Below are 25488 nucleotides of genomic sequence, written 5' to 3'. Positions count from 1 at the left end.
CCCTCACTAGAATAATACAGTCTCTATACTGAAACCAGGTTTACGCGCTTTATCCCAAAACCACTTATCTCCTTTAATAAAAAAGTTAAATTCAATATGAGGAATTTGTGGCCTATCTTTAATAGATAACAGCCCATAATCTACACGAAACTTTATACCTACTTTGCTGATTCCCCAAGGACCCTTCTCTTGTAACTTACTTACGGATTCTTTTACGTCTAAATTTAAAAGATAAGCTTCACAGCGTACCCGCTTTATAAATAAAAGCAAAGGCAACCCACATTCTGGATAACATAATGGGAAGCCATAGTTTACACCGATTAATAGGGGCTCCCTTAGCCTTAGTTTTTCAGTACGGAAAACAGGTTCATATGAAAAATCTTCCTTTTGTATTACTTTTATTAATTCTTCTTTCCATGTCAATACCCATACCCACTGCATATTAACGCCGCAATAATGATGCATGCCAATTCCTGGGAAATAAGCATTTGATCTTATTTTCAATTCTTTTACATTTGCATGTATAGTAGGCGCTGTAATTCTATGTTTATATCGTACAAATAACTCTTGCTCCCAAGGAGCATGGATATCTTTTGCACTTCTTGTTGAGGCATGACCCAAGTCAAATCTATACCAAGGGGACAAATCTATGGGGTACTTTATTGCTTCTCCTTTTCTTACCGCTTCTCGTAGGGGCCTGAGGATAGCAGCAGCACGTAGTATTAAGCTAGCTTTAGAAGTAGCTAACGAAAAATAGAAGGGAAAGCCGATAGCTAATTCCAATCGCTTTCCATCTACCTTTTTTTCGAGTGACTGCTTGTACCATAGCCAACCCATGTCTAGGGATAATAAAGGCCAAGAAGTCTTATATATGACGTTTATACCTACTTTGCCTTCCAGTTTGCCATTATCCTCTATACCTATAAGAGAAAACTTATTTCCAATCCATGCTAGCGTACAAATATTATAATAGAAATAAGGAGATAACTTGAAATGCTCCTGTAAACTTTTTAACTCAAACGGAATCACTTTATTCCTTTCTCTTTTCCCGCCATCTAAACTTAAGCTGTCCGAACCAAAACGGTAGGGCTGCACAGGATAATGGGAATGCGGTACTTTAGATAATAGATCCGCTCCATTCTCCTGGATAACCAATGGGGCATAGTAATGAACGGATCTGTCCTCCACCTTTTCTAAGGGAAGCCACGACAGCGGATCAAAAGGCATGGAAACTATATCCATCCCTCCCTTAGCACAATCACTAAAAATAAGCTGATTCCTTACAGGATCTACCATCCCTAAATAGGCTCCATACTTTCTTGAAGTTACCTGGAAGCAGGCTTTGGTAGGTAAATGCAGCGCATAGATATTATCTATGCCATTATAAGAACTGTTATAAAGCAAATAATCTTTATAAATTATAGGGGAATTCCTATGCTCATAGGCATTAGGTAAAAGAGTCTCTGTTGTACCTGTAGCCACCTCTACCTGTATAATGGCGTTTTGTTGGTCTTTGGTTGAGGCAACCACTATATGGGTGTTTCCAGACCAACTAGGGGTTAAATAATATCGCCCATCTGGATGGCTTATTTTCTTAATTACCTTGCCATTTTCCCTATTTAAAATAACCAAATGATGCTGCCCATTGCTACTGGGCTCAACCGCTACCAGCCAACGCTTATCGGGACTAATGGCTAAAGCATTGTAGCTACAATTTTTTACAATTGTTTTTATTTTCTTTGTCTTACAGTCATAATATTGTAAACGCATCCTACAAGGGGTATCCGATGGTTCTCCTGTTAAATCTGCTAAAGTCAGGGCATGCTTCCAGGGTTCTAACCAAGCTGTACAACCTGCTCCTACCGCAAAAGCAGCCGCAAGAAGCTCAGAAGCAAGACAGTAACACAATGATTGCTCTCGCAAAGTAGGCAGCGAATGAGGAGGCACATTGGCGCCTGTAGCAACAGAGGGGCGTAGCAAAACCAACTGATTGCGGATATCCCTACCAGACTTCCATGCTAGCAGATTCCCTGATGCATCCATAAATGGATTGATATAATCAAAATCATCTGTTGGTTTCTTAACGGTAAGCTGCGTGACAGGTGTAATAGGTAACCCTTTTACCTGTTTTTGCCAACCTAGACGCAGCTCTTCGGTCATTTCCCTATATATTTTAAATAGGGAGCGATTGGTAGCTGACCGTATCGCACTGTAAAAACCAAAAAAAGGTACACGTATACTTTTTTTATACACTTTTTGTATGGCTTCTGGACCATAGTGACGCCGGATATGCGTGGTTAAATAATACCCTAAACAGTAATAATCCGGTAACCTATGGCGAACAGAGTCAAACAAGAACTGATCCAAACTAACTGGATTGCTATCCTCCAGCAAATGGAGCTTATACCATACGTCCCACCCAGGTAAACGCCCACGCCCGCTCTTGGAAAAAGCCGTTTCTATGCCAATCGCATCCCCCTCACTAAAAAAACGAGGTACCCCTACAAATGGAACCATATTCATTAAGCTATATACCGGCTTAAGCAACCAAGGGATGCTATGGTATTGCACATTATATTGAACTGCATGCCTAAATTCATGTAAGCTTAAGAAGCTTATCCAATCTAGATTCCCTACAAAATAGGGATTAGCAGTGTAATGAGTATACAATCTTATATGACGGGGCCCTATAGCAAAGTAACCATTGCTGTAGGTAGACGCTGTATCAAACCACACACGTATAGGAGAAGGACTCCCCCCTAACGTTTTAGATATCGGCCAATAAATGGTTTCCAACGTATTGGCTATACGCTGCGCAGTATGCGTCATGCCTGCATCAAATAGTAAACTAAAATGAGGCGTCTTTATTTTCTTTATAGTGTGGGCATGCAAACAGAGCCCCCTTCCCCCTACACAGCAAAATAACAAAACTCCTATCCATCGCTTAAAGATTACTGAACACATAGATATACAATATATAAATTAGGTATAGATCTATTAAATTATAACTCAATGCAATTTAGAGAGAAATTAAAAGGCATACAAGTTATTTACTACTTCCTCGGCTGTTGTCTGTACCTTTCTTGCTTTGCCTTTACTTTCCTTTCTGCAGTTTGATGACGCAGCATAACCTTTGTTAGTTGTCTTTCCTGTTCCAAATGTAGTCCCTCGCTTTTTAAGAACATATGTTGTGATGTGTTTTTAACGGCAAAGGGTTCATTTAGAGTAGCTCCTCGGCTTGCTAATTCCGTTTCTTTTTCTTCCTTTCTTATTCTCTGTGATTCTTTTTCTAGGCACATATGTACTTCTTCTACGCACATTGCTAATTTTATTGCGAAGAATGAGGCGTTCTCTTGATATACCAATTCCGCTTCTCTGAATTCTTCCTTTTCCTCCAGACACATATCTAATTCTTTTTTAACGGAAAAATTTTATTTTCTTCCTCCCTTTTTCTCTGTGCTTCTCTTTCTAGGTGCATATGTAAGGCTTCTTCTTTTCCCATATCCCTTTTTGATGCGGACTCCCCTTGCTGTTTGCACGCTGCTAGTTCCCTTTTCATTGTGCTTACTTTCTGTGATTCCCCCTCATACAAATTCTTCCATTTTGCTACTTCTTTTTCATATTTATTTATTGTCCTTGTAATATTTTGTGCTAAATCTTGTTTACAGTCGTCATATGTTTTATATACCAATCCAGCCGTCATTAGTAATGCTACTGACGTCATTAGTAATGGTATTGGCGTTATGCTTATTGTTTGAACAATTGTATTTTTGGGTTTTAGGTGTAATTTTCTTGATGGTTTTGTTAGCGGAACATTTTCTGCCACTGCACTTGCCTTTTTTTATTTTTTTGAACTGTTATTTTTCCTTGAGATCTTAAGCTTTCTCTTTCCTCTGTGCTTTCTGCTTTTCTGGTTTGTCTGCTTGCCTGATTATTGAGCTTACTACAGCCAATGAACATTAGCATACCAAATAGCATAACCCCATATCTCCCTAATTGCATTATCTTGCTCCGCACAATCTTTTTATTTTATGAAAGTTTAAGAAATATCCACCTATTGCTACCCACCACCATAACTTAGCCTTTGCTGGATTAGCCATTTAACCTAAACGAAAACAGCTATTTTATAGATCCTCTTAAGTAGCAAAGCTCTTATTGTATGAAATTATTTTATATAATAAAAGTAGTGATAGCTTTGGGATCACCATAGCAGTAGTGGCTCAATAGCAGATCTTCTTTTTAGTGCTTCTTTTAGACCAGGAGTTATTCCTCTTTAGAGTCAACTTATAAATATATATATTACACAACAAAACCATCCCGAATTTAGCTTATTATTAAAAACGGAATAGGTTAAGCTAATCTTGCATTATACTTATATTTTGTTATATATTACCAACTATAGGGTAGCATTCTAAATGACCCAACAACGTGCGTTCAAAATTAAAAATATATCAAATAATAACTAATTAAAAGACGTTTATATTTATATTTCCCCAAATTTTAAATCATTATTTTAGCGGAGCGTATTTTTAAATGCATTGATTTTTAAATATTTAATTTTTATAAAAAATTATTTTTATTATGGTTTTTATGAAGTTCTATTATCAATAGAAAAGGCTTCTATAATTCCGAATTCACGTTAACAATTTAAATATATAGTAAGCTATGAAGCGTCATTCAATATTTCGAATAATAAATGCGATTGTTATTTCAGCTGTTCTTACAGCTTGTAATAAGAGGAGTATTCATATGGATATGAATACTAAATGGACAATAAGATCCAGTTTTAGTGATGATAAGCGTAATTTCAGTATAAAAAGCGATAAGCTTGCTACTACTGCAAAAAGTCACGTGGGAGATACAGATTGGGCTTATGGTGAAAAGAAAGATAACTTTCCAGCTAACTGTTGGAAATGTAATAAGTTTGTACATGACGTATTGGAAGAATCAGGCATAACGCCACCTACAAGAACAGACTCTACTGGGACCTACCCTATAAGAGCTGCAGATTGGGCAAGTTCTAGCAGGATTAAAAATTGGGAATATAAAGGCAGTAACGAGACTTGGCAACCTGGAGACGTTATAGCAAAAGCGTTTGATCAACCCAATGAAAATGCTAGTGGGCATTGTGGCATTGCTGTCAGTAGTTATGAAGTTGTGGCAGCAGGTAGAGAAAAGGTTTACCTACGGGCTAATGACCCTAATCTCCCTAGAGGCGAGGCTACTGTAAGAAGGTATATGGATCAATAAGGTCTCATGTTTATTTGATGCTTTTGATGCTTTTATGAATCAAATGCTGTGCTTGCGTAAGAGAGCAAGACTAAGTAAATGATTATGACGGATTTAATTAATTAGTTATGCAAATAAAAAAAATCTCTTTCCTTTCTGTACTGTATTATATGAGCATTCTTTTTCCTATATACCATGCTATTGGCAGAGAGGATTTTATAAACTGGCGAGATTACTTATGTCATTGTCCTGATTATAAAAAACATCAAGAACCTGTTGATATTGCAGTGAATGGATGTAAGTGGGGAACATGCATTCACTTTTCAAATAAAGTGCTGGCCATAGAAGCAAAAGTTGGTTCTTGGAAGGAACCGGAAGATCTATTTCAGTCTCAGGATTTTGCAGCTATATACAATCATCCCTGTTACTACTGGAAAAACGCAATAGCTTACTTGAGTGATAGTAATCATTCTGAAAAACAAAAGAAAATAGCTATATATGGGCTAGAAAAATTAGGAGAGGATCATTATTTATCTTTTGCAAAAGCATGTTATAAACTTTATAAACAAAAACTATTTAGCGATTCCCTATTTCAAATGGTATTGTGTTTTGAGTTTTTACGGATACATCCACTAGTTATAGGGTATCAGAATGGTGCAATTGAATCTTTTTTAAAGAGAGTTCAGTTAGAAATAGGTACTACCACGCCTATTGCACTTCAAATTAAAAGAATCCTATCTGGTGAATTGCTAAAAGAGTGGAAGAAAAAAGGATTAAGTACTTATTACAATTACCGTTATCCTATTCCCATTCCTGAGATTATCCATAAAGCAAATAGAGAGCAGAAGAGGTTAAGGCCTGATTTCTATGGTGGAAGTATGCCTCATCCTAATTATATTCCTGATTTTTTAATGATTTTAGATCATCCAGATTATTACTATGAGACTGGAATAGAGGGTTCCAAGGATGATGCAATAGGATTTATAACAGATGCCTCTCATAATGAAGAGGAGAAACGCTTAGTTGTTTTTGCTATGCATCAACTTTCCCCTGAAGCATATGCCCATTTTATACGAAGCGTTTGTGGCGCTTATTATTGGGGTCACGTTTCAGTAAGATTAATGGAAGATTTACTGCACTGTAATCGCAGTTGCTCTACTCGTTTCAAATACCCTTTTTTTATATTAGACTATAGAAAAGAGTGTGTACAATGCGCCTTGGATGAATTTATTGCACTACCTACACTTCCCTGTGGCTTAAAAGAAATGGCAAAAAAAATTAAAACAGGTAAATTAGCTACTCCAGAAGAAATCGTTTACATGGAAGGATATAGAAAGTTTAGAGAAACACATTTCACGCTATATGAGACCATACCACCACGTAAAAGATCCTGTTAGTTAACATGCGTTCTGGAATAGCATTGTGGTGAAGTTAAATAGCTCTATGGTCATGACTAGAACGTGGGCCTTTTACGTTCCAAAAACTTATTGCCAGTTTCAGGCTGAGTAGCGAAAAGGATAGCGAAAATAGTACCATTTTATAGTGCTTCTATTGTATCCTTAATAAATACTATAATATCAGCTAAAACTTGATGCGCATAAATTATTCTTTCCCCACATTGTACAAATAGTGCAGGGTGTATGGCCACTAAGTTATGGGCATGAATAAGGTCCTTATAAACCTTACCTTTGATAGGCATACGAGAAGAATAGGGGGAAATAACAGACTCCCTATCTGAATTATTACACAGCTGGCTAGATAGGGCAATTAAGGTATCGTGTTTGCCCAATGGATCTCCGGTTACGTATTGGGCAAAGGCATGGTTTAGTCTTTCCACTGCTTCGATATGCTTTTGCATAGAGGGATGCATGTTAAATAGTTTTCCAAAATTATCCTGATAACTGCTAAGCAATACAATAGGGATCCCATAAGCCCCATTGTATATAAAATCATGCACTGCTTCTATACATTTACTTTCTGGATGTAGATCTTTTAACCCATACAAGGGAAAGGAAATATAAAAAGAGGGCTTTAAACAGGTTAATAACAAAGGCCATAGGCCTCTTGCTATGAGCACGCTATGTATCCAGCTTGGCTTATAGCCAACAAGCTGTAATCCCTCCTTTGCCTCAGATAGGAATCCTTTGACTTCCACAAGCGTACGTGTTAAAAGGGAAACCCCACGCAATGGCGCATTGATGAGCACAATACCATTGATATTTAGATGCTCTCTATAATACTTTCCTAAAATGGTTGCTAAGACCCCTCCATGGCTATAGCCAATGATGATAAGTGGAAAGTTTCTATAGTTTTGTTGATGGTATTTAATCGAAGCTTGTATATAGAGAAATACTTTTTTAGCCTGCTGGACAGTAGACAGATAAACAGAAAGCTGCCTTGCCCGGCAGGAAGGTTGTATGATCAGTATACCACTGCCAAAAGCAGAGTGCATGTTAGCTGCAATAGCCGATAATTCATCTATAGGCCCGCCTAATCCATGCAAAAGCACAACCGCAAAAAAAGGGCTCTTGTACATACGCATTGGAATACTACTATGATCCATGCTGCTTGATGCTCCTGCTTAACGCTTTACATTACTGTAAAACTGTAAATAAATGAAGTTAGTTAAACGAGCTAAAATAAAATATAGAAAAAAGTAAAAACAATACTTATGCTACGAACAGATTTAAACAGTAAGTATCCTTGTTATGCAAAAATGAGCTGTATCCTACAGCTTTCTCCTTGTAAAGATAGGCCCTTATTATCGGGTAAGTTACGATGTTCTATTATTTCTTGGGAGTTGGTAACGTTTGTAAGCTCTTGGCATAAATCGCTTGCTAAATCCATTCCTTCAATAGCCAATAGCTGAATAGGTGCTTTAATGGATAATTGTTGATTTGCTTTAGCCTTACGTACTAGGCCAACTATTTCCCTCAGGCATTGAACTTGATTGCGCTGTTCCTGCGTTAAAAGATCATTGAACGATAGAATCGGCCAATTGCCTTTTTGATGAATGGATCCTTTATGAGGGTAGATTCCCTGGGCAAGTTCTTCTGTAATATGCGGTATTATAGGCGCAAAAAGCTGCAACAAGCTATAAAAAGTATGATAAAGGGTAATCAGGGCGCTTTGTTGACCCGCTGAATCATCTTTTATCTCATTATAAATTCTTTTTTTACTTATCTCCAAGTAATCATCGCAAAAAAGAGACCAAAAAAACGCCTCCATTAGGGCAAGTGCGGCCGCGTAATCATACGTAAGAAAGCAATGCGCTACCTCCTTGATTAATAGAGAAAGGGATTCCAATAACCATTTATCTAGCGTATGGGTAATGGAATGGGCAGACAACGGATCGGTAAAGAAGCAATCCGATAGGTTGTTAAAATGTTGGGCAATAAACTTACCGGCATTCCACAATTTAGTAACGAGCCTCTTTCCATTTTTTACTATATTTTCCGCGTAGCAAGTATCGGCACCGAGCCGAACGGTAGCAGACCAATAGCGTATGGCATCGGCACCATAGTGAGCCAATACTGCTTCGGGCAATATAGTATTGCCTTTGGATTTAGACATTTTATTTAAATCTGGCGCTAAGCACCAGCCATGAATCATGATATTTTTCCAAGGGATCGTATTTTCATGCAAATAGGCCTTGAGCAGGGTATAAAAAGCCCAAGTACGTATGATCTCATGGGCTTGTGGCCTTACATCCATGGGGAATAGCTGGTTATGTCTGCTATAATCTATGTTAAATGTTTTATCAATGGCGTGCGTGGAAAGTTGAGGCGAAATACTACTGGTAGCCCACGTATCCATCACATCATACTCTGGTTCTACTTCTGCCCTACTATAGCCTACCGGCAAATCTTCCAATGGATTTACTGGTAACTGGTCTATAGTGGGTAGCAAAATCTTGCCTTCTTCCCCTGGCCGTTTGGAATACCAAACAGGAATAGGAACGCCAAAATAACGCTGCCGACTGATGCACCAATCCCATGAGAGATTACTAATCCATGTCGTTAACCTATCCTTCATAATAGGAGGATGCCATTGCAACGCATGCGCCTTAGCGAGTAGAGCCTCCTTATGTACCATAGTGCGTACAAACCATTGGGGAGTGGTCAGAATCTCTAGCGGAGCACCAGAACGTTCTGCGCATTTTACGGTTTGTTGGATAGCGGCTTGATGGGTTAATACATGCTGCTCTTTTAAAATCTGAACTATTTTTTCCCGTGCCGCTGCTACCGATAACCCTCGAAGAGGACCAGCATGGTCTGCCGTAATAATACCCTGCTTATTGAGGATAATAGAGGTAGGCAATTGATGCTGTTGCCACCATAGCATATCCGTTTGGTCTCCAAAAGTACAGCACATCACTAACCCGGTTCCTTTATCAGGCTGTACCAGACTATCTGCTAAAATAGGAACACGTATGGCAAAAATAGGGGTAATGGCATAGCTACCCGCTAAATATTGATAACGTGAATCATCAGGATGATAAAATAGCGCCACACAAGCAGGCAGCAATTCCGGCCTGGTAGTAGCAATGGGTAAAACTGCTTGCGTACCTTCTTGGTAAAACAGAACATGATGCATATAGGAGCTCCGTTCTTTTTCCTCTATATCAGCTTGAGATAAAGCTGTCCCATCCACAGGGTCCCATAATATGGGTTGCTCTTTCCGGTATATTTCACCTTTAGCTAAGAGCGCTAAGAAAGATAGCTGAGAAAGCTTACGAGATAGCGGACTAATGGTTTGATAGGCTAAGCTCCAGTCAACAGAAAGGGCCATAGCTTTAAAGAGTTTTTTAAATTTATCCTCTTCTATGGTAATGACTTTGTGGCATAAAGCAATAAAATCTGCACGGGACATATCTACGGCACGAATGCCTGATTGCTTTTCTACCAATCTTTCTGTAGGCAACCCATTGTCGTCAAATCCCATTGGATAGAATATATTTTTTCCTATCATACGCTGGAATCGAACGATAAAATCAACTTGAGAGTAGCTACAAATATGACCTATATGGAGCTGGCCTGATACGGTAGGGGGTGGCGTATCTACCACAAAAGTATTCTGCCGGTCAATTTTTGGATCCCAATTGTAAATTTTTTGTTCTTCCCAAAAACATTGCCAATACTTTTCGCGTTCTAAAAAATGATACTGTGCGGTTAAAGAAGCCATAAAACTTGAAGCTAAATTGATTCCTAGTAGCTAAAAGTATACTATATTTTTCTTTGTTTAGCCAAACAAAAAGTTTAATTACAAAGGCCGCCCACATTTATGCTTCCTTTCCATAAAGGAAGCATAGCCTAGCCATATCCTCCTATGCCTTTGTCCGGTCTGCCTCATGTTTTACTTCAGCTTCTGCTTTTAGTTTTCCTAAAGCTTTTACAGCCGTTAACCAAATCATAATAACAACTATAATCATAAGCACAATAGGCATACGAATATTCGCAATATCCCCCCCTCCAAATAGCGCAGACATCCCCATAATTAAATAGGATGCCAACGTTTTTCCCAAACGAGACCCTACCCCATCTACCGCCGCTTTTCCACGAACTTTGGTTTCTTCGTCCAACGGGATATAGACCGCTTCCTTAGTAGGATCGAATAAAACATATTTGACTGACTTCACAAATACTACATTATAAATCCCAACCAGCACAGACATGTACAAAGCCGTTATATGAAATTTTTGCAGAAACTTATCTAAGAAATCACCAAAACAGAGAAAGGTAAAAAATAAAAATGTCATCCCCAATGCGGCAACCGGTGTAGTGGAGGCAGCAAAAGTCCATCCTCTGTTTAAAATAGGCCGAGCAAAGAAAAAGGTAAACAAAATAGAAACCAAACCTACTGCAATCTGTTGATCCGCATAAAAGCCAGAATAAAGAGACTGATCACCGGTTGTAGCAACATATTTCTGCATTTGCGACTTTAATACACCTTCAAAAAGAGCAATAACCAAACCATATCCTATTACCAATACAGAAATTAACATAAGATACTTAGAACGAGCTAAAAATCTCATAGATTCCATAAAGGGCATCTTGATTTTTGTTTTTTTAGGTTTTTTTTCAACTTGATAGTAAGCTGGATTGGCCTTGATAGCAGCACTAAAGTATCTATACATTATCAAAATCAAACAAATGGCCCCAATTACGAACTTTAACCCTTGGTCAAAATTAGCGCGAACAGACTCTAGTTTTAACACTAATCCAGCCACAATACTTCCTAACGCAGCAAAAATAATTAAAAAGCTATAAAACCTTTTGGCTTGATTTATAGCAGTAATTTCATTTGCAAACGTCCAAAACACGACGCCTATGGCAAAAGTTCCCCATGCTTCAGCATGGATATAAAATAGGCCAATAGGCCAATGGGCAAGCATTTCCCATACGCCCTTAAGTCTGGGCCACTGCGCCCGAAAGGATTCTGAAAATTGCAGCTGTAAGAGCTCCTTATTAGGTAGTAGATAGGTAAGCGCAAAAACGAAAAACACTAAAAAATAGAGCATAACAGCATTGAATCTACCATCTCTGTCCATGGAACGACTAACCTTACCATAAAGAAGCGTAAAGAGAATCATACTAGGCATAACGCCCAACCCTTTTAGGAAATACATAGTGGTAGCACTAACACCTGAAAGCATATTCATGTCTTTAAGGGAACGTGTAAGTGCATAGCAAAAAGATATCAACAAAAAGATAAAAGCCATCGGGAAAAACTTACGCAATTCATGGCCATGAATAGGCCATAACAACCCACGTACCGTACCGAATTCTTGTTTAGAGCTCATTAAAATTTCTAAGTTTAGTTAAAAAATAAGTATTAAAAGTGCAAACAACATCCTACACTATATGCGAAGCCAAATAATTGGCTACGCCTTCCGGCGTAGCTTTCATCGCCTGGCTTCCCTTTACCCAATTGGCCGGACAAACCTCGCCAAACTGCTGTACATGTTGCCACATGTCTACTATACGAAGCACTTCCTCTACCTGCCTACCTAGTGGCAGATCATTCACCGCTACATAACGTATAATACCTCCTTTATCAATTAAGAATACACCACGGTATGCCACGGGCAATCCTGTATAAACCAATTGATTGTTTTCATCGCAATACCAGTTTCCTCCCAGGACACCGTAATTAGCGGCAATCGTCTTACTTGTATCAGCAACCAAAGGATAGGTTACACCCGCAATGCCACCTTTAGCTTTAGGGGTACGCAACCAGGCAAGATGCGTTTCTTCTGTATCGGTAGAACAACCAACCAATGCTACTCCACGCGCTAGGAACTGCGGTAAACTTTGCTGAAAAGCAAGTAGCTCAGTGGGACAAACAAAAGTAAAATCCTTGGGATAAAAAAAGAAAATAACTTCCTGCTTCCCTAAAAACTGCTCCAATGAAAAATCAGCTACAATAGCATTCCCCTCTATAACAGCAGCTGCTTTAAAAATAGGAGCCTTTGTTCCTACTACATTCACGACTATACTAATTTAAAATAAATGGAACCCACCCTACTGACCATGTTTGATAGGTTTTGCATGATAAGGATAACGATTAAATAAAAATCTAAAGACCTTGCTGGGGTAAATTTACATTATTTTTATATATAAACCATACTATCTTACCGTAAGAAAATAGGACAAACGTAATGTTAAAGCTTATACCTCTCCTTATAGCACCAAGGATAGCCGTTTAACAAATACAAAGGTAAAATCTAAAAGCCCACACGGTGGAGTAGTAGCTACTAACGTACCAGGAGCGGGGGTCGAACCCGCATGGCCAAAGCCACAAGATTTTAAGTCTTGCGTGTATACCGATTCCACCATCCTGGCAAAGACTATACAGCGAGCTTTCATGAATGATGAGCGAGAAACGGGACTCGAACCCGCGGCCCCGACCTTGGCAAGGTCGTGCTCTACCAACTGAGCTATTCTCGCTTATCTCTATTTATGTAACTCAAGCCAATTTAATCAAACATCCATTTTTATCAAAATAATTGTTCCTTTTTACAGCTATTTTTTACTTTTTAAGCATACCCTTAAGATCTCTTAACGTTAACAACGCGTCTAATGGTGTAAGCGCATCGATATCGGTTGCGGCCAATACAGCTTCCAGCTGATGCAAATAGGCGCTTCCCTCTTGTGGCTGTTTGCCTATTGTGTGCGCCAAAGGATCCTCCTCTCTCTCCTTTTGTGGGTGCTTTCTTTCGTTCCTAGTCGATAACTGCTGCAGTAGTAACGTAGCACGTTCCACAATGCGAAGAGGCATACCTGCCATTTGCGCTACATGAATTCCAAAACTATGCGCACTACTTCCTGGAGTTAATTTATGTAAAAATAATATTTTTCCTGCTATTTCTTCTACCGTTACGGTGTAATTTTTTACAGCAGGAAGTTCCTCCGCTAACGAGCTTAATTCATGATAATGTGTTGCAAAAAGAGTCCTAGCTTTATAGCGTGGGTGGTTATGTAAATATTCCACCAACGTCCAAGCAATGGCCATCCCATCATACGTACTCGTGCCTCTTCCTATTTCATCCATGAGTAGTAAACTACGGTCACTGAGATTATGCATAATGCTGGCTGTTTCTGTCATCTCCATCATAAAGGTAGATTCGCCTTGTGCTAGATTATCTGATGCGCCTACCCTAGTAAATAATTTATCTACCAGACCAATCTGAGCCAAAGTAGCTGGTACAAAGGAACCTATCTGTGCCATTAATACCGTCAACGCAACTTGACGTAATAAGGCTGATTTACCAGCCATATTAGGTCCTGTAATAATCATTATTTGCTGATCTGTCTGATTTAAGCAGACATCATTAGGCACATAGGAAGTCCCTACTGGCAACCGCTGCTCAATAACAGGATGTCGGCTTCCCTGCAGCATGAGCAACGCGCTATCTTCTACTATAGGCTTGCTATAACGGTGGGCACAAGCTTGCCTAGCAAAAGAAAGGTAAAGATCCAATTCAGCTAGCAATTTGGCATTTTGTTGAATAGGGAGCATATATGTGGCTGTCTCTTCTACCAATGCTTGATAGAGCTGCTGCTCTAAAAGCTGTGCTTGCTCCGCTGCATTTAGAATATTTTCTTCGTATTGTTTTAATTCCTCTGTAATATAGCGTTCTGCATTGGACAATGTTTGCTTGCGTATCCAATCTGTTGGGACCTTATCTTGATGGGCATGAGGGACTTCCAAATAATAGCCAAATACACGATTGTAAGCTACCTTTAAAGAGGGAATATGGGTTCGCTGACTCTCTTTCTGCTGCAATTGCACCAAGTAATCTTTACCTGTATGCACCATGGCACGCAAACGATCCAACTGATCTTGCACATGCTGTTTAATGATACCGCCTTGATTCGTAAGGAGGGGTGGGTTTTGCTCGATGGTATGCTGAATTTTTTGTACCAAAGTTTGACAATCATGAAACTGAATGGACCATTGCGCTAGCTCCGAAAAGGAGGTTTGCTGCAAGGCTTTTTGTATGGGTGGTAGCTGCGCTAACGCCTTGCTCAAAGCAATGAGCTCACGTGGATTAACCCTCCCTACTGCTACCTTCGCTATAAGCCGTTCTAGATCACCTATTTGCTTGAGCGTATCTACTAATAAGTCTGTTATAGTTGGATTATTTACAAAATGGGCAACTGTATCCAATCGTTTTTGAATAGCGCTCACCTCTTTAAGCGGGAATAGCAACCATTTTTTTAACAACCGTGCCCCCATAGGGGTAACGGTTTGATCCAATATATCAATCAACGCTGTGCCATTGGGCTGCTGCGGTACAAGTAGTTCCAAGGCCTTAATAGTAAAAGGGTCGAGCCAAACATACTGCTGCTCATCCAGCCGTACTATAGCGGTAATATGCTTGGTTTCTTTATGTTCCGTTTCTGCTAGGTAGTATAAAATGGCACCTGCTGCGATAGGGGCCGTAGCATAGTCTGCCATACCGAAACCTTTTAGGGAAAGGGTTCCAAAATGTGTATTGAGCAAATCATAGGCATAATCAATTTGAAATACCCATTCTTCTATCCCATAGGCGGCAAAATCATTTTGCGCAAAATCATCCCATATGCTTTGCTGCTTTTTATTAAAAAGCACTTCAGAAGGAGCAAAACGTTGTAATAATTGCCGTACGTAATCACGTGAACCTTCCGCTGCAAAGAATTCCCCTGTAGAAAGATCTAAAAAAGAAACACCCCATAGCTTTTTTCCAAAAGCGATAGCAGCTAAATAATTATTGGATTTTTTATCTAAAACAGCATCATGAAAAGAAAGACCAGGGGTTACCAATTCTGTTACTCCTCTTTGGACAATGCCTTTGGCTTGCTTTGGATCTTCTAGCTGATCACAAATGGCCACCCGACAACCTGCCTTTACCAGCTTGGGTAAGTAAAGATCCAAGGAATGATAGGGAAACCCTGCTAAATCTACACCAGCTGCCGAACCATTAGATCGCTTGGTTAGTACAATGCCTAAAATCTTACTGGCTTTAACGGCATCTTCTAAAAAAGTTTCATAGAAATCCCCTACACGAAAAAGCAATAAAGTATGGGGATACTTTTTTTTAATAGCTAAATATTGCCGCATCAACGGCGTTAATACAATAGGTTTAGACATAAATAACGTTCATCCAGATAAAAAATAGCTCCATATAATGGATAATAGCTCTAACCACAAGTAAGATTTGTTTTATACAGCAATATTGATATATTAAAAATAAGACGCATAAGACGCAAAGTAGGATTTATAATGCTTCTTCTAACATTTTAAACAGTTAATCCATATGATTTAAAAATATACAAGTTATTCCAATCCAAAATAGGAATGGGACACGTTTATAGAGAAGCGATGAAACTGAAAAGAGGGCTCTGCCTGTCTCAAAAAAACGTTTAATAACACAATATCAAAAAAATATACAATTTTAAATAACAATTGATAATGACAAAAGATAATAAAAAAGTTGATAGGAAAGGACTTATTTTCATAGGACAACTTACTGGCTGGTTGCACTACACGCGCGTATTGTGGATAGCATCTTTGGTTTGTCTGCTACAGGCAAGAACCTGTACCAGGGAAGGCTCACCTAAAACATCAGCAATAAAACTAGCAAGCGCTCGCTACCAGATAGAGAAAATTCCAGATATTAGCCAAACTACGCCCAAAAAAAACAATTACTTATATGAAGCGGTCAATGAAGGAGATATGGAAAAAGTTGAGGCGATCTTAGAAAGGATCATTCAGGAAAACAAGAATAATAAGGCAGATCGCTATGGTGATTTCCCAAACAATATAGCAAAGGATGGGTTAACAGCAGTAGGTTTAGCTATAAAACAAGGGAGGCTTAACATACTACAGAAACTCTTAGCATGTCCATACATTAACGTCAATGAGGCGGGGAACAAGGGTAAATCATTGGCCTATGCTCTTAGCAATAAGAAACATGAGATAGTCCAATATTTGTTAGACAATGTAGAGGCGCAGAAATTAGATAGTACGTCAGCATTGCCTAAAACAAGGCAGAACCCCCTACAGCTGGCTATTGAAACCAATAAGCAGGCAATCGTAAAAAAAATACTAGACAGAAATAGTAGCAATATAGATAAGTTGTGGTCAAAGGACACAAAAAATAGGACATTTTTGCATACAGCCGCCAGCTCCAACCAGCTAAATACCGTATTGAGCCATGCCTATCTAAAAAAAGATAAAAGCAGAGTCATTAAGGAACTCTTTGAAAAAGATTCAAATGGGGAGAGTGTATTAGGTGCTTGTGTGTTAGAGGGGGTGTTGCCACTACAGGGCAAAAAAGCTAAAAAACATTTCACCGATTTATTAACGTATATGGGAGGGGAGCTCAATGAGGAGAGAAAAGAAGAGATAAGAAGAGAGATCACTGCTCTATACGAAAGAAAAAGTATAGTACCAGGCAGAAAACTTACTAGAACCTATGGGGACGAACTACTCACTATTATAGATAGGTTTAATACCTAATTAACCATTGCAATGGGCAACACGAAGTAAAGGTATCCCTCTTTGCTATACAAGCAAAAGGGGGATACCTTCCATACCTTCCATACCTTCCATACCTTCCATTTTTCCAGCTGATAAGTTTATAAGCAAAGATGAGCGCGAAAGATTACGGCTACTGGGTTTATAAGCAAGAACTGAGCTCACCCCTAATAACTAAAGAACTAAGCTGCTGCTATTAAAGGTTAACAATCGCACATTGATGAGGCATAGCATATGCCCATGATGACCTAAACCCCTTAGTAGCTATAACCCATCACTTAACTGATAGGCTGGGTCAATATCAATAATAAAAGTTGATTGCGCATCTTGAACCCATTTTTGAAGTACTTGTTGCTGCTTTTCTTGTAGCAAACGATCATGGATTATGGCATAATCTTGTACTAAATTCATCGCATGTGCTTCCACTTTTTGTTTTACATAAAGCAACCGCCAAGCTGGCTTACGATAGTTATGGATAAATTGGGGCTTGGTTACTTCACCCACTTGAAGTCCTTCAACAGCAAAATATACTGCTGGGTCCAAGGAATCAACAGGCAGCAAAGCAGCAGAAATCCGCTCTTGCTCCTTGCTAGGGTCTGTTAAACTAGGTACATGCGGGTTATTTTTGTCTTCTGCATATTGCTGTATGGCAGCTTCCATGGTTAATGTACCCTGTACGATCTTTTCTCTAATTTGATTCAATTCTACCTCAGTAAGATCAATCTCCTCTTGCGTAGGGTGTACCATATGCAATATATGACGGGTATTGTATTGATTTGTATTACGTCCTAATAACTCTATGAGATGCCACCCAAAAGAAGACCATACAGGATCGCTTATGGCACCGACCTTAAGCGAAAGAGCTGCTGCTTCATAAGCAGGATCTAATGTACCCATGGCTACCCAGCCTAATGCCCCTCCATTAGAAGCTGAAATAGGATCCTCTGAATGTGCCTTGGCTAAAGCAGCAAAAGCAGTAGGATCTGCAACTAATTTCTTTTTTATGGCCAAAAGCTTCTGCTTGGCCGCCTCCAAATTAGCGGGTGCTACCTTCGGGTAAATAACCAGCTGCAATAGCTCAAAAGCAGTAGGATAGTAAGAACGCTTGTCTAGGGGTAATCTCTCAAAATAATCCTTCACTTCAGAGGGTGTAACTACCACCGGCTCTATAAGCTTGCGCTTTACTTCAGCCATTAAAGCACGTTCCTCCAAATCACCTTTTAACATCGCCCTAATCTGCTTAATAGGCCTATGGAAATGCGCTACAAGCTTCTCTTCAGAACCTGCTTGTTTGATCCAAACTGCTAGATAAGCATCACATTGCCGCTGAATAACTGCTTCCTCTACCTTGATCGCCTCTATACGTGCTTTCGCTAAAAACAATTTACTCAAAATTAACTGATGTAATAGATTTCTTCTTGCAGCAGGATCTGTTGCTTTTCCTTCAAGCTCTAATTGTGCACATAGCCCCTCTAAATCAGAATATAAGATCTGCTCTTCGTCCACAGTAGCAATCACTTTATCCAATAATAGCGTTGAAGCATGCCCCTGCATGAATAGTAACACAGAAGCAAAAAAATATACAACTAAACAACGTAATTTCTTTTTACTGAACATGAATAACACATGTATGGTTTTTTTTAGCTTCTCGTAAAAGATTAGCTTTAATCTCTTTAATAAGCTTTAACTTTCTTTTATGCAATATAATTGCTTTGATTCGATCAGCCACTACTTCTAATGGCGCGGTAGCCTTCTCTTCTGCTAGCTTATATTGATTTATCTTTAGTAAATAGAGGCATTTTCGATCGGCCGCATGAATAAATTTATTAGTTTTTACCACTCTAGTGGGATCATTACTGCCCAAGGGATAATAGTTCATTCGTGCTAAAATGGATTCCCATGAAACCCATTTATCTTCTTCTAATAAAGCCACCTGAGCATGACGCTTGCAATAATCCTTTAATTTTTTACGATCTGCAGCGCTGGATGATAGCATCCAAGACTTGACAGCATTAACACCACGGGTTCGTTTAGGGATAACCAGGAAAAGACCTTTTACTATAGCATGATTAAGCATAAAATCATCCTGCTTGCCCTTATAGTAAGCTGTGATTTCTTCCAAAGATACTTCATTATGCGAAGCACGCTTGACCCGATCATCTAAGAAATGATGTACCAATAGATCTTCCTTATAGGTAGCCACTTGCTGCTCTATTGCCGGCATAAGCTGCTGTTGAAAAGAAGAATGCTTCATACCTTCTGCGACCAACAGCTGCTTACACGCCCATGCTTCAGCATATCGGTTTATAGCTATATTCCTTTCAGAAGAATCAGCAGGCAACCCTTCCTCCACATCAGCAGCATATAAGCATTGCTTACTTACCTGAGCAACCAGAGAAGATGACTGCATATAGGGCATAGACCTCTTACTCCTGTAATAAGAGCGTATAAACACGCAACCTACCACTAAAATTAACCCAAAAAAAAACAACTTACGCACCACAAAATGCCCTCTTCTACTCCTTAGGAATTGTTTTTTTACTTTTTCTTCTCTGTAGCAGCCTTAGCAGGGGCCTTCGTATCCTTTCGATCGCCTACTACAGGTGGCTTGGCTTCTACTACAAGGGGCGCTTCTTTTTTTAGTCTTTCCAACACAAGCTCAGAAAGATCAAAAGATTTTTGAGCAAAAAGTAACACAGACTCCTTTATTCCTGAAGCTTCTTTAGAAAAAACAAAGGTATAGGAACCTTCCTCTGCAACCTTACGAATAACCTCTCGCATACGTGCATGAAGTGGCTCCATGAGCTCATGATGCTTCTGCTGAATTTTATGGGAAGCAGTCATACAAAGCTCTTGAACAGCCTCTTGTAACTTAGTTAGCTCTGCATGCCTCTGATTCTGCTGCGCTTGTGTAAGCTTATCCTTTTCCTCTTGAAAAGAAGCCATTTTTTCCTGAAATTCTTTATGTTTCGATTTAACTTGATTCTCCATTTGTTTGTCAAAACTCGTAAGATCCATTACACGCTTCTTAGCTTCTGGTAACTGCTCCAAAACATAACCCACATCTACATAGCCAATTTTTAAAACAGCCGCTGCCTTAGGAGCAGCTTCAGGAGCCACGTCAGCTTTTACGCTTGTCCGCATGCAAATAATCAGCACTAAAAAAGATAAAAATTTATAATTCATTCCGATGTAATTTAAATAGTTAAGTTAACATTAAAATAGTCATTTTAAGACCTAAACAATAAACACCCCCACCACTTCCCAAGCTATTGCCATTCAGCTATCCTTCTTTTGCCTGTTGCTATATCCTAATGTAAAATTCAATGATCCTTCGAAATTTACGAATAAATTTAATAAAGAAAAAAAATATATGCAAAAACACTCCCCCTAAACAGCAAGTAGGATTTATAAACCAACCACATTATTCCCTTCTGATAGCAATTTTTCTCCTTTGCTTATAGCTTGTTCAATGCCACCCACCAAGTTAAAAGCAGTTTCCGGCAGATGATCCAATGTGCCATCCATGATCATCGTAAAGCCTTTAATGGTATCCGCTATAGGCACAGACGCTCCCTTAATGCCTGTAAACTTTTCTGCTACATTAAAAGGCTGCGATAAAAAACGCTGTACTTTTCTAGCCCGATAAACCAGCTGTGCATCCGCTTCTGAAAGCTCATCCATGCCTAAAATAGCTATAATATCTTGTAGCTCTTTATAGCGCTGCAACATTTTTTTTACCCTATGTGCCGTATCATAATGCAGTTGCCCCACTATTTCCGGGCTTAACACCCTAGCAGTAGAATCTAAAGGATCTACTGCCGGATAAATACCCAAGGCAGCTATCTTTCTAGAAAGCACTGTAGTAGCATCCAAATGAGTAAAAGTAGTTGCAGGCGCAGGATCCGTCAGGTCATCTGCTGGTACATAAATAGCTTGCACAGAGGTAATAGAGCCGCCTCTAACAGAAGTAATACGCTCCTGCATAGCACCCATTTCTGTAGCCAATGTAGGTTGATACCCTACTGCAGAAGGCATCCTGCCTAATAAAGCAGATAGCTCTGAACCAGCTTGCGTAAAACGAAAAATATTATCAATAAAAAAAAGAATATCCTTGCCACTGCCCTCTTGATCACGGAAATACTCTGCAATAGAAAGACCCGTAAGCGCTACGCGTGCTCTGGCACCTGGTGATTCATTCATCTGTCCAAACACCAACGTAGCTTGCGAAGTTTTTAATGCTTGCGGATCTACCTTACGCAAATCCCAATCCCCTTGCTCCATAGCATGCCTAAAAGCTTCCCCATAATTAATGACCCCAGCCTCAATCATCTCACGCAATAAATCATTCCCCTCACGTGTTCGTTCCCCTACTCCCGCAAATATGGAAAGCCCATTATAAGACTTAGCAATCTTATCAATAAGCTCCATGATTAAGACCGTTTTACCTACCCCCGCACCACCAAAGAGACCAATTTTACCCCCCTTTACATAAGGAGCTAATAAATCAATTACTTTAATACCAGTATATAGAATTTCTGTAGTAGGAATGAGCTGATCAAACGCTGGAGCAGGCTGATGAATCGATCGCTTTTGATCTACTAGCGGCTGCTCCATGCCATCTATGGCATGACCTACTACATTGAATAAACGCCCCTTTACCGCATTTCCTACCGGTACTTGAATGGGCGCACCTGTATCTACCACTTCTAAACCACGCGTTAATCCTTCTGTGCTCTCCATTGCAATGGCTCGTATGCAATGCTCACCCAAATGCTGCTGACATTCTAACGTAACTACCTTACCAGAAGGCGTTTTGATATGCAGTGCATGCAATATGCAGGGTAAGGTAGCCGCTTCTTCAAAGCGTACATCAACTACAGAACCTATAATTTGAATTACTTTTCCAGCGCTGGACATTACTGCTTATACGTTCAAAGTGTAATAAAATTATAATCTACCCATTAAATAGCTCACACAACCACAAATGGGTAATCCTTACAGGCCATTCCACTCAACCCATTGTATGCCTTCTGCAAAATCTTTTATTCAATTTAAGGAAAAGAGTGAACTTTCACTACCTTTCCCTTACTGACGCCCATTAGGGGAGGGTAACTGTAGATAAAGATCGGCGTGAAACAAAAAAGAGACGATTTCTTGGCTTATCGTAGCCATAAATTTCCTAAACAAATGATACGCTTCAAATTTAAACGTGATTATAGGATCCTGCCTTTCATAAACCGCATTCTGTACCGATTGCTTTAAATCATCCATCACACGTAAATGGCTCTTCCAATGTTGATCAATGATATGCAGCACTACCACACAGGTTAAATGCTTTATAAGGGCTCTTCCTTGAGAAGCTAAAAAAACATCGGGATACGCTTCTGCCTTTACATAGGTTTTACCATCAAAAAAAGGAGCCGCTACCATGCTGCGCTGCTTACCTGTACGCACAACTCCCTGAAAAGAATGCCACAATTTGGTTTGAAGCGCTACCAAACGTTCCTGGTATAACTTGACTAAATAGGTATACAATTCTTCTATAAGGAGTGCCTTTTTTTTACCTACAAAAAATGACTCTGAGAAAGCAGTAGGTACACCAAACAAAGAAGCAAAAATAGGATTGAAATAATGGCTGTCTAACCTACTATCCTCATGCTCCACAATGTTGGTCACCGTATCATAGAGCATATGCATCACATCTACCTCTACCCCTTTCCCCAATAAGGCATGGGTACGCCTCTGGTATACCGCATTGCGATGGGTCCCCATTTCACTGTCGTACTCTAGCAACCGCTTGCGCATGGCAAAATTATTTTGCTCCACCTTTTTTTGCGCTCTCTCAATAGATCTACTGACTATACTATGCTGGATTACCTCGCCCTCTTCTAAACCCATTTTATCCATAATGGCTGCAATCCTATCAGAACCAAAGAGGCGCATTAAGCTATCCTCTAGCGAAAGAAAAAATTGAGAAGAACCAGGATCCCCCTGACGCCCTGAACGACCACGCAATTGCCTATCAACCCTCCTAGACTCATGCCGCTCCGTACCAATGATAGCCAACCCCCCTGCTGTTTTGGCTTCTGCCGTTAATTTGATGTCTGTACCCCGACCAGCCATATTTGTAGCAATGGTAACCGTACCGGATACGCCGGCTTGGGCCACTATTTCTGCTTCTTTTTGATGGTGCTTGGCATTTAAAATTTGATGGGGAATCTTGCGAAAAGAAAGCATCCTGCTCACTAATTCAGATATCTCTACTGAGGTGGTACCTACTAACACAGGCCGCTCTTGCCCAGATAAAGCAACTATTTCCTCAATAATAGCATTAAACTTTTCCCGTACCGTTTTATATACTTTATCCTCCTTATCTGCACGCAATAGTGGCTTATGGGTTGGAATAGTGACTACCGCTAATCCATAAATTTCCCAAAATTCTTCCGCATCCGTCTCTGCTGTACCAGTCATCCCCGCTAGCTTATCATACATATGGAAATAGCTTTGAAGCGTAATGGAAGCATATGTTTGCGTAGGTTTTTCAATGGGAACCCCCTCCTTTGCTTCTAATGCTTGATGTAAGCCATCTGAGTACCTGCGCCCCTCTAAAACCCTACCGGTCTGCTCGTCCACAATTTTTACCTCCCGGTTCACTATAATGTACGCTACATCTTTCTCAAATAGGGTATATGCCTTTAAAAGTTGATGCAAGGCATGAATACGCTGTGCTTTTGCTTTGTAGGTCTGCTGGAATTGCGTACGTATCGCTACACTTTCTTCCTGTTTCAAGGAAGCATCATTTTCAATAGCCGCTATATGCGCTGCTACATCTGGTAGTATAAAAAATTCAGGATCTTCCGCTTGTTCTTTCAAATAGGAAAGCCCTTTTTCTGTTATTTCCACATTGTTGTGCCGCTCATCAATGGAAAAGAAAAGGGGTTCATCTGCTTGAGGCATCATCTTTGCATTTTCTTGTAGGTAGTAAGATTCTACACTATCCAGCAGCTGACGAATGCCTTGCTCACTGAGAAACTTGATTAAGGGTTTGTATCTAGGTAATCCCCTATAGGCACGAAAAAGAGACAATCCTCCTTCTTCCTTTTTCCCGCTTTTTATTTTTTGCTTAGCATCTTGTAAAAACGCAATTACCAGCTCTTTTTGTAACTTATAAAGCTGGGCAACCTTAGGGGCTAATGCTTTATAGATATGCTCGTCACTCTCCTCCACAGGACCTGAAATAAGCAAAGGGGTTCTGGCATCGTCAATGAGCACAGAATCTACTTCATCCACAATAGCAAAATAATGCTCCCGCTGCACCAAATCACTCGCATCTGTAGCCATATTATCCCGTAGATAATCAAACCCAAATTCATTGTTGGTGCCAAATATAATATCTGCTTGGTAGGCATACTGCCGCTCTGTAGAATAAGCAGGATAGCAATCTATACAGGCAACCGTTAATCCATGGAATTCAAAAATAGGTGCTATCCACTCTGCATCTCGCTTAGCTAGGTAGTCATTGACAGTAACCACATGAACTCCCTTCCCACTCAACGCATTTAAGAAGGCAGCTAGCGTAGTAATAAACGTCTTTCCTTCACCCGTAGCCATTTCAGCTATTGCCCCTTCATGTAAAACCATCCCGCCTATGAGCTGAACATCATAGTGCACCATTTCCCAAACCAGCTGATGACCCGTAACGTCCCATCGATTTTTCCAAATAGCGTGCGCACCCTTTATAAGGGGATATGACTTGCTGGCAGCTACTGCCCGATCAAAATCAGTAGCTATCACCCTTAATTGTTCGTTATCCCTAAAACGACGTGCCGTCTCTTTGACTAAGGCAAATACAGCTATCAATACCTGATCTAATACCTCCGCTAAGGCTAACTTATGCTCCTTTTGTAGGCTTTCTAGCTGCTTATATTGGTCTTCCTGCTGATGAACCAAGGTAGAAAGATCCGTTAGCTGCTCCTCCGCTGCTATAGCTTGCTGTACACAAACCATAGCAGACTCAATAGGATGCAAACGCCCCTTTATGGTTTGACGAATTTTGATTACCTCTTCACGTAATTGATCATGAGAAAGGGAATGTAAGCTTTCACAAAATTTATTAATTTCTTTTACTTTTTGTTTATAGCAGTGGATTCTTTTTTCCTTAGCTGAAGTAAAAATCTTAGAAATAAAGCGTTTTAACATCCTTGTCCTTAGTATGATAATGGTGTGGCACGG

General features: G+C 39.7%; 16 protein-coding genes and 2 tRNA genes. 3 read left to right on the top strand and 15 right to left on the bottom strand.

The window, feature by feature from the left end:
• Positions 1–6 precede the first annotated feature (6 nt).
• The 3 genes from DK880_RS03390 to DK880_RS03380 all read right to left on the bottom strand — a co-directional run bounded on the left by DK880_RS03390 (position 7) and on the right by DK880_RS03380 (position 3724).
• Positions 7–2964, bottom strand: coding sequence for a TolB family protein (locus tag DK880_RS03390; protein ID WP_109997405.1), 2958 nt, complete (start codon positions 2962–2964; stop codon positions 7–9).
• 89 nt (positions 2965–3053) lie between these two features.
• Entirely contained in the window at positions 3054–3404 is a 351-nt protein-coding gene (locus tag DK880_RS03385; protein WP_109997404.1) for a hypothetical protein, read from the bottom strand.
• A 2-nt stretch (positions 3405–3406) separates the two neighbouring features.
• Complete coding sequence (locus DK880_RS03380) at positions 3407–3724, bottom strand: hypothetical protein (protein WP_162534158.1); 318 nt, start codon at positions 3722–3724, stop codon at positions 3407–3409.
• Positions 3725–4665: 941 nt separating this feature from the next.
• Between DK880_RS03380 and DK880_RS03370 the strand changes: the two genes are divergently transcribed.
• The gene (locus DK880_RS03370; protein WP_162534157.1) at positions 4666–5250 is read left to right on the top strand and encodes a hypothetical protein; all 585 of its coding nucleotides are present in this window, start codon (positions 4666–4668) and stop codon (positions 5248–5250) included.
• Between the two features lie 107 nt (positions 5251–5357).
• Positions 5358–6626, top strand: a complete 1269-nt coding sequence (locus tag DK880_RS03365) for a hypothetical protein (RefSeq protein WP_162534156.1) — start codon at positions 5358–5360, stop codon at positions 6624–6626.
• Between the two features lie 140 nt (positions 6627–6766).
• Here DK880_RS03365 and DK880_RS03360 read toward each other — a convergent pair whose 3' ends face one another.
• The 7 genes from DK880_RS03360 to mutS all read right to left on the bottom strand — a co-directional run bounded on the left by DK880_RS03360 (position 6767) and on the right by mutS (position 15864).
• Positions 6767–7792, bottom strand: coding sequence for an alpha/beta fold hydrolase domain-containing protein (locus DK880_RS03360; protein WP_109997399.1), 1026 nt, complete (start codon positions 7790–7792; stop codon positions 6767–6769).
• A 143-nt stretch (positions 7793–7935) separates the two neighbouring features.
• Complete coding sequence (locus DK880_RS03355) at positions 7936–10413, bottom strand: valine--tRNA ligase (protein WP_109997398.1); 2478 nt, start codon at positions 10411–10413, stop codon at positions 7936–7938.
• Positions 10414–10555: 142 nt separating this feature from the next.
• The gene (locus DK880_RS03350) at positions 10556–12031 is read right to left on the bottom strand and encodes an Npt1/Npt2 family nucleotide transporter (protein ID WP_109997397.1); all 1476 of its coding nucleotides are present in this window, start codon (positions 12029–12031) and stop codon (positions 10556–10558) included.
• Positions 12032–12083: 52 nt separating this feature from the next.
• On the bottom strand, positions 12084–12719 hold the full coding sequence (locus DK880_RS03345; protein WP_109997396.1) for a peroxiredoxin: 636 nt from the start codon (positions 12717–12719) through the stop codon (positions 12084–12086).
• A 272-nt stretch (positions 12720–12991) separates the two neighbouring features.
• Positions 12992–13073, bottom strand: a tRNA-Leu gene (locus DK880_RS03340).
• A 32-nt stretch (positions 13074–13105) separates the two neighbouring features.
• A tRNA-Gly gene (locus DK880_RS03335) sits at positions 13106–13178 on the bottom strand.
• Positions 13179–13260: 82 nt separating this feature from the next.
• Entirely contained in the window at positions 13261–15864 is a 2604-nt protein-coding gene (mutS, locus tag DK880_RS03330; RefSeq protein WP_109997395.1) for a DNA mismatch repair protein MutS, read from the bottom strand.
• A gap of 321 nt (positions 15865–16185) precedes the next feature.
• Between mutS and DK880_RS03325 the strand changes: the two genes are divergently transcribed.
• Positions 16186–17235 carry an ankyrin repeat domain-containing protein gene (locus tag DK880_RS03325; RefSeq protein WP_109997394.1) on the top strand — a complete coding sequence of 350 codons (1050 nt, stop codon included), beginning with the start codon at positions 16186–16188 and terminating at the stop codon, positions 17233–17235.
• 282 nt (positions 17236–17517) lie between these two features.
• On the opposite strand, the gene DK880_RS03320 is transcribed toward DK880_RS03325, so the two are convergent.
• The 5 genes from DK880_RS03320 to secA all read right to left on the bottom strand — a co-directional run bounded on the left by DK880_RS03320 (position 17518) and on the right by secA (position 25455).
• Positions 17518–18870: a peptidylprolyl isomerase gene (locus DK880_RS03320; protein WP_109997393.1), complete on the bottom strand. Its 1353-nt coding sequence runs from the start codon at positions 18868–18870 to the stop codon at positions 17518–17520.
• On the bottom strand, positions 18860–19663 hold the full coding sequence (locus DK880_RS03315) for a hypothetical protein (protein ID WP_162534154.1): 804 nt from the start codon (positions 19661–19663) through the stop codon (positions 18860–18862). The genes DK880_RS03320 and DK880_RS03315 overlap by 11 nt, the downstream gene beginning before the upstream one ends.
• 128 nt (positions 19664–19791) lie before the next feature.
• Positions 19792–20439: an OmpH/Skp family outer membrane protein gene (locus DK880_RS03310; RefSeq protein WP_109997391.1), complete on the bottom strand. Its 648-nt coding sequence runs from the start codon at positions 20437–20439 to the stop codon at positions 19792–19794.
• A 222-nt stretch (positions 20440–20661) separates the two neighbouring features.
• Positions 20662–22173: a F0F1 ATP synthase subunit beta gene (atpD, locus tag DK880_RS03305; RefSeq protein WP_109997390.1), complete on the bottom strand. Its 1512-nt coding sequence runs from the start codon at positions 22171–22173 to the stop codon at positions 20662–20664.
• 168 nt (positions 22174–22341) lie between these two features.
• On the bottom strand, positions 22342–25455 hold the full coding sequence (gene secA, locus DK880_RS03300) for a preprotein translocase subunit SecA (RefSeq protein WP_109997389.1): 3114 nt from the start codon (positions 25453–25455) through the stop codon (positions 22342–22344).
• Positions 25456–25488 lie beyond the last annotated feature (33 nt).

The sequence above is a fragment of the Candidatus Cardinium hertigii genome (assembly GCF_003176915.1).
Lineage (GTDB): Bacteria > Bacteroidota > Bacteroidia > Cytophagales > Amoebophilaceae > Cardinium > Cardinium hertigii_A.
Note: the sequence above shows the minus strand (reverse complement) of the source record. Positions and strands in the feature narration are given on the sequence as shown.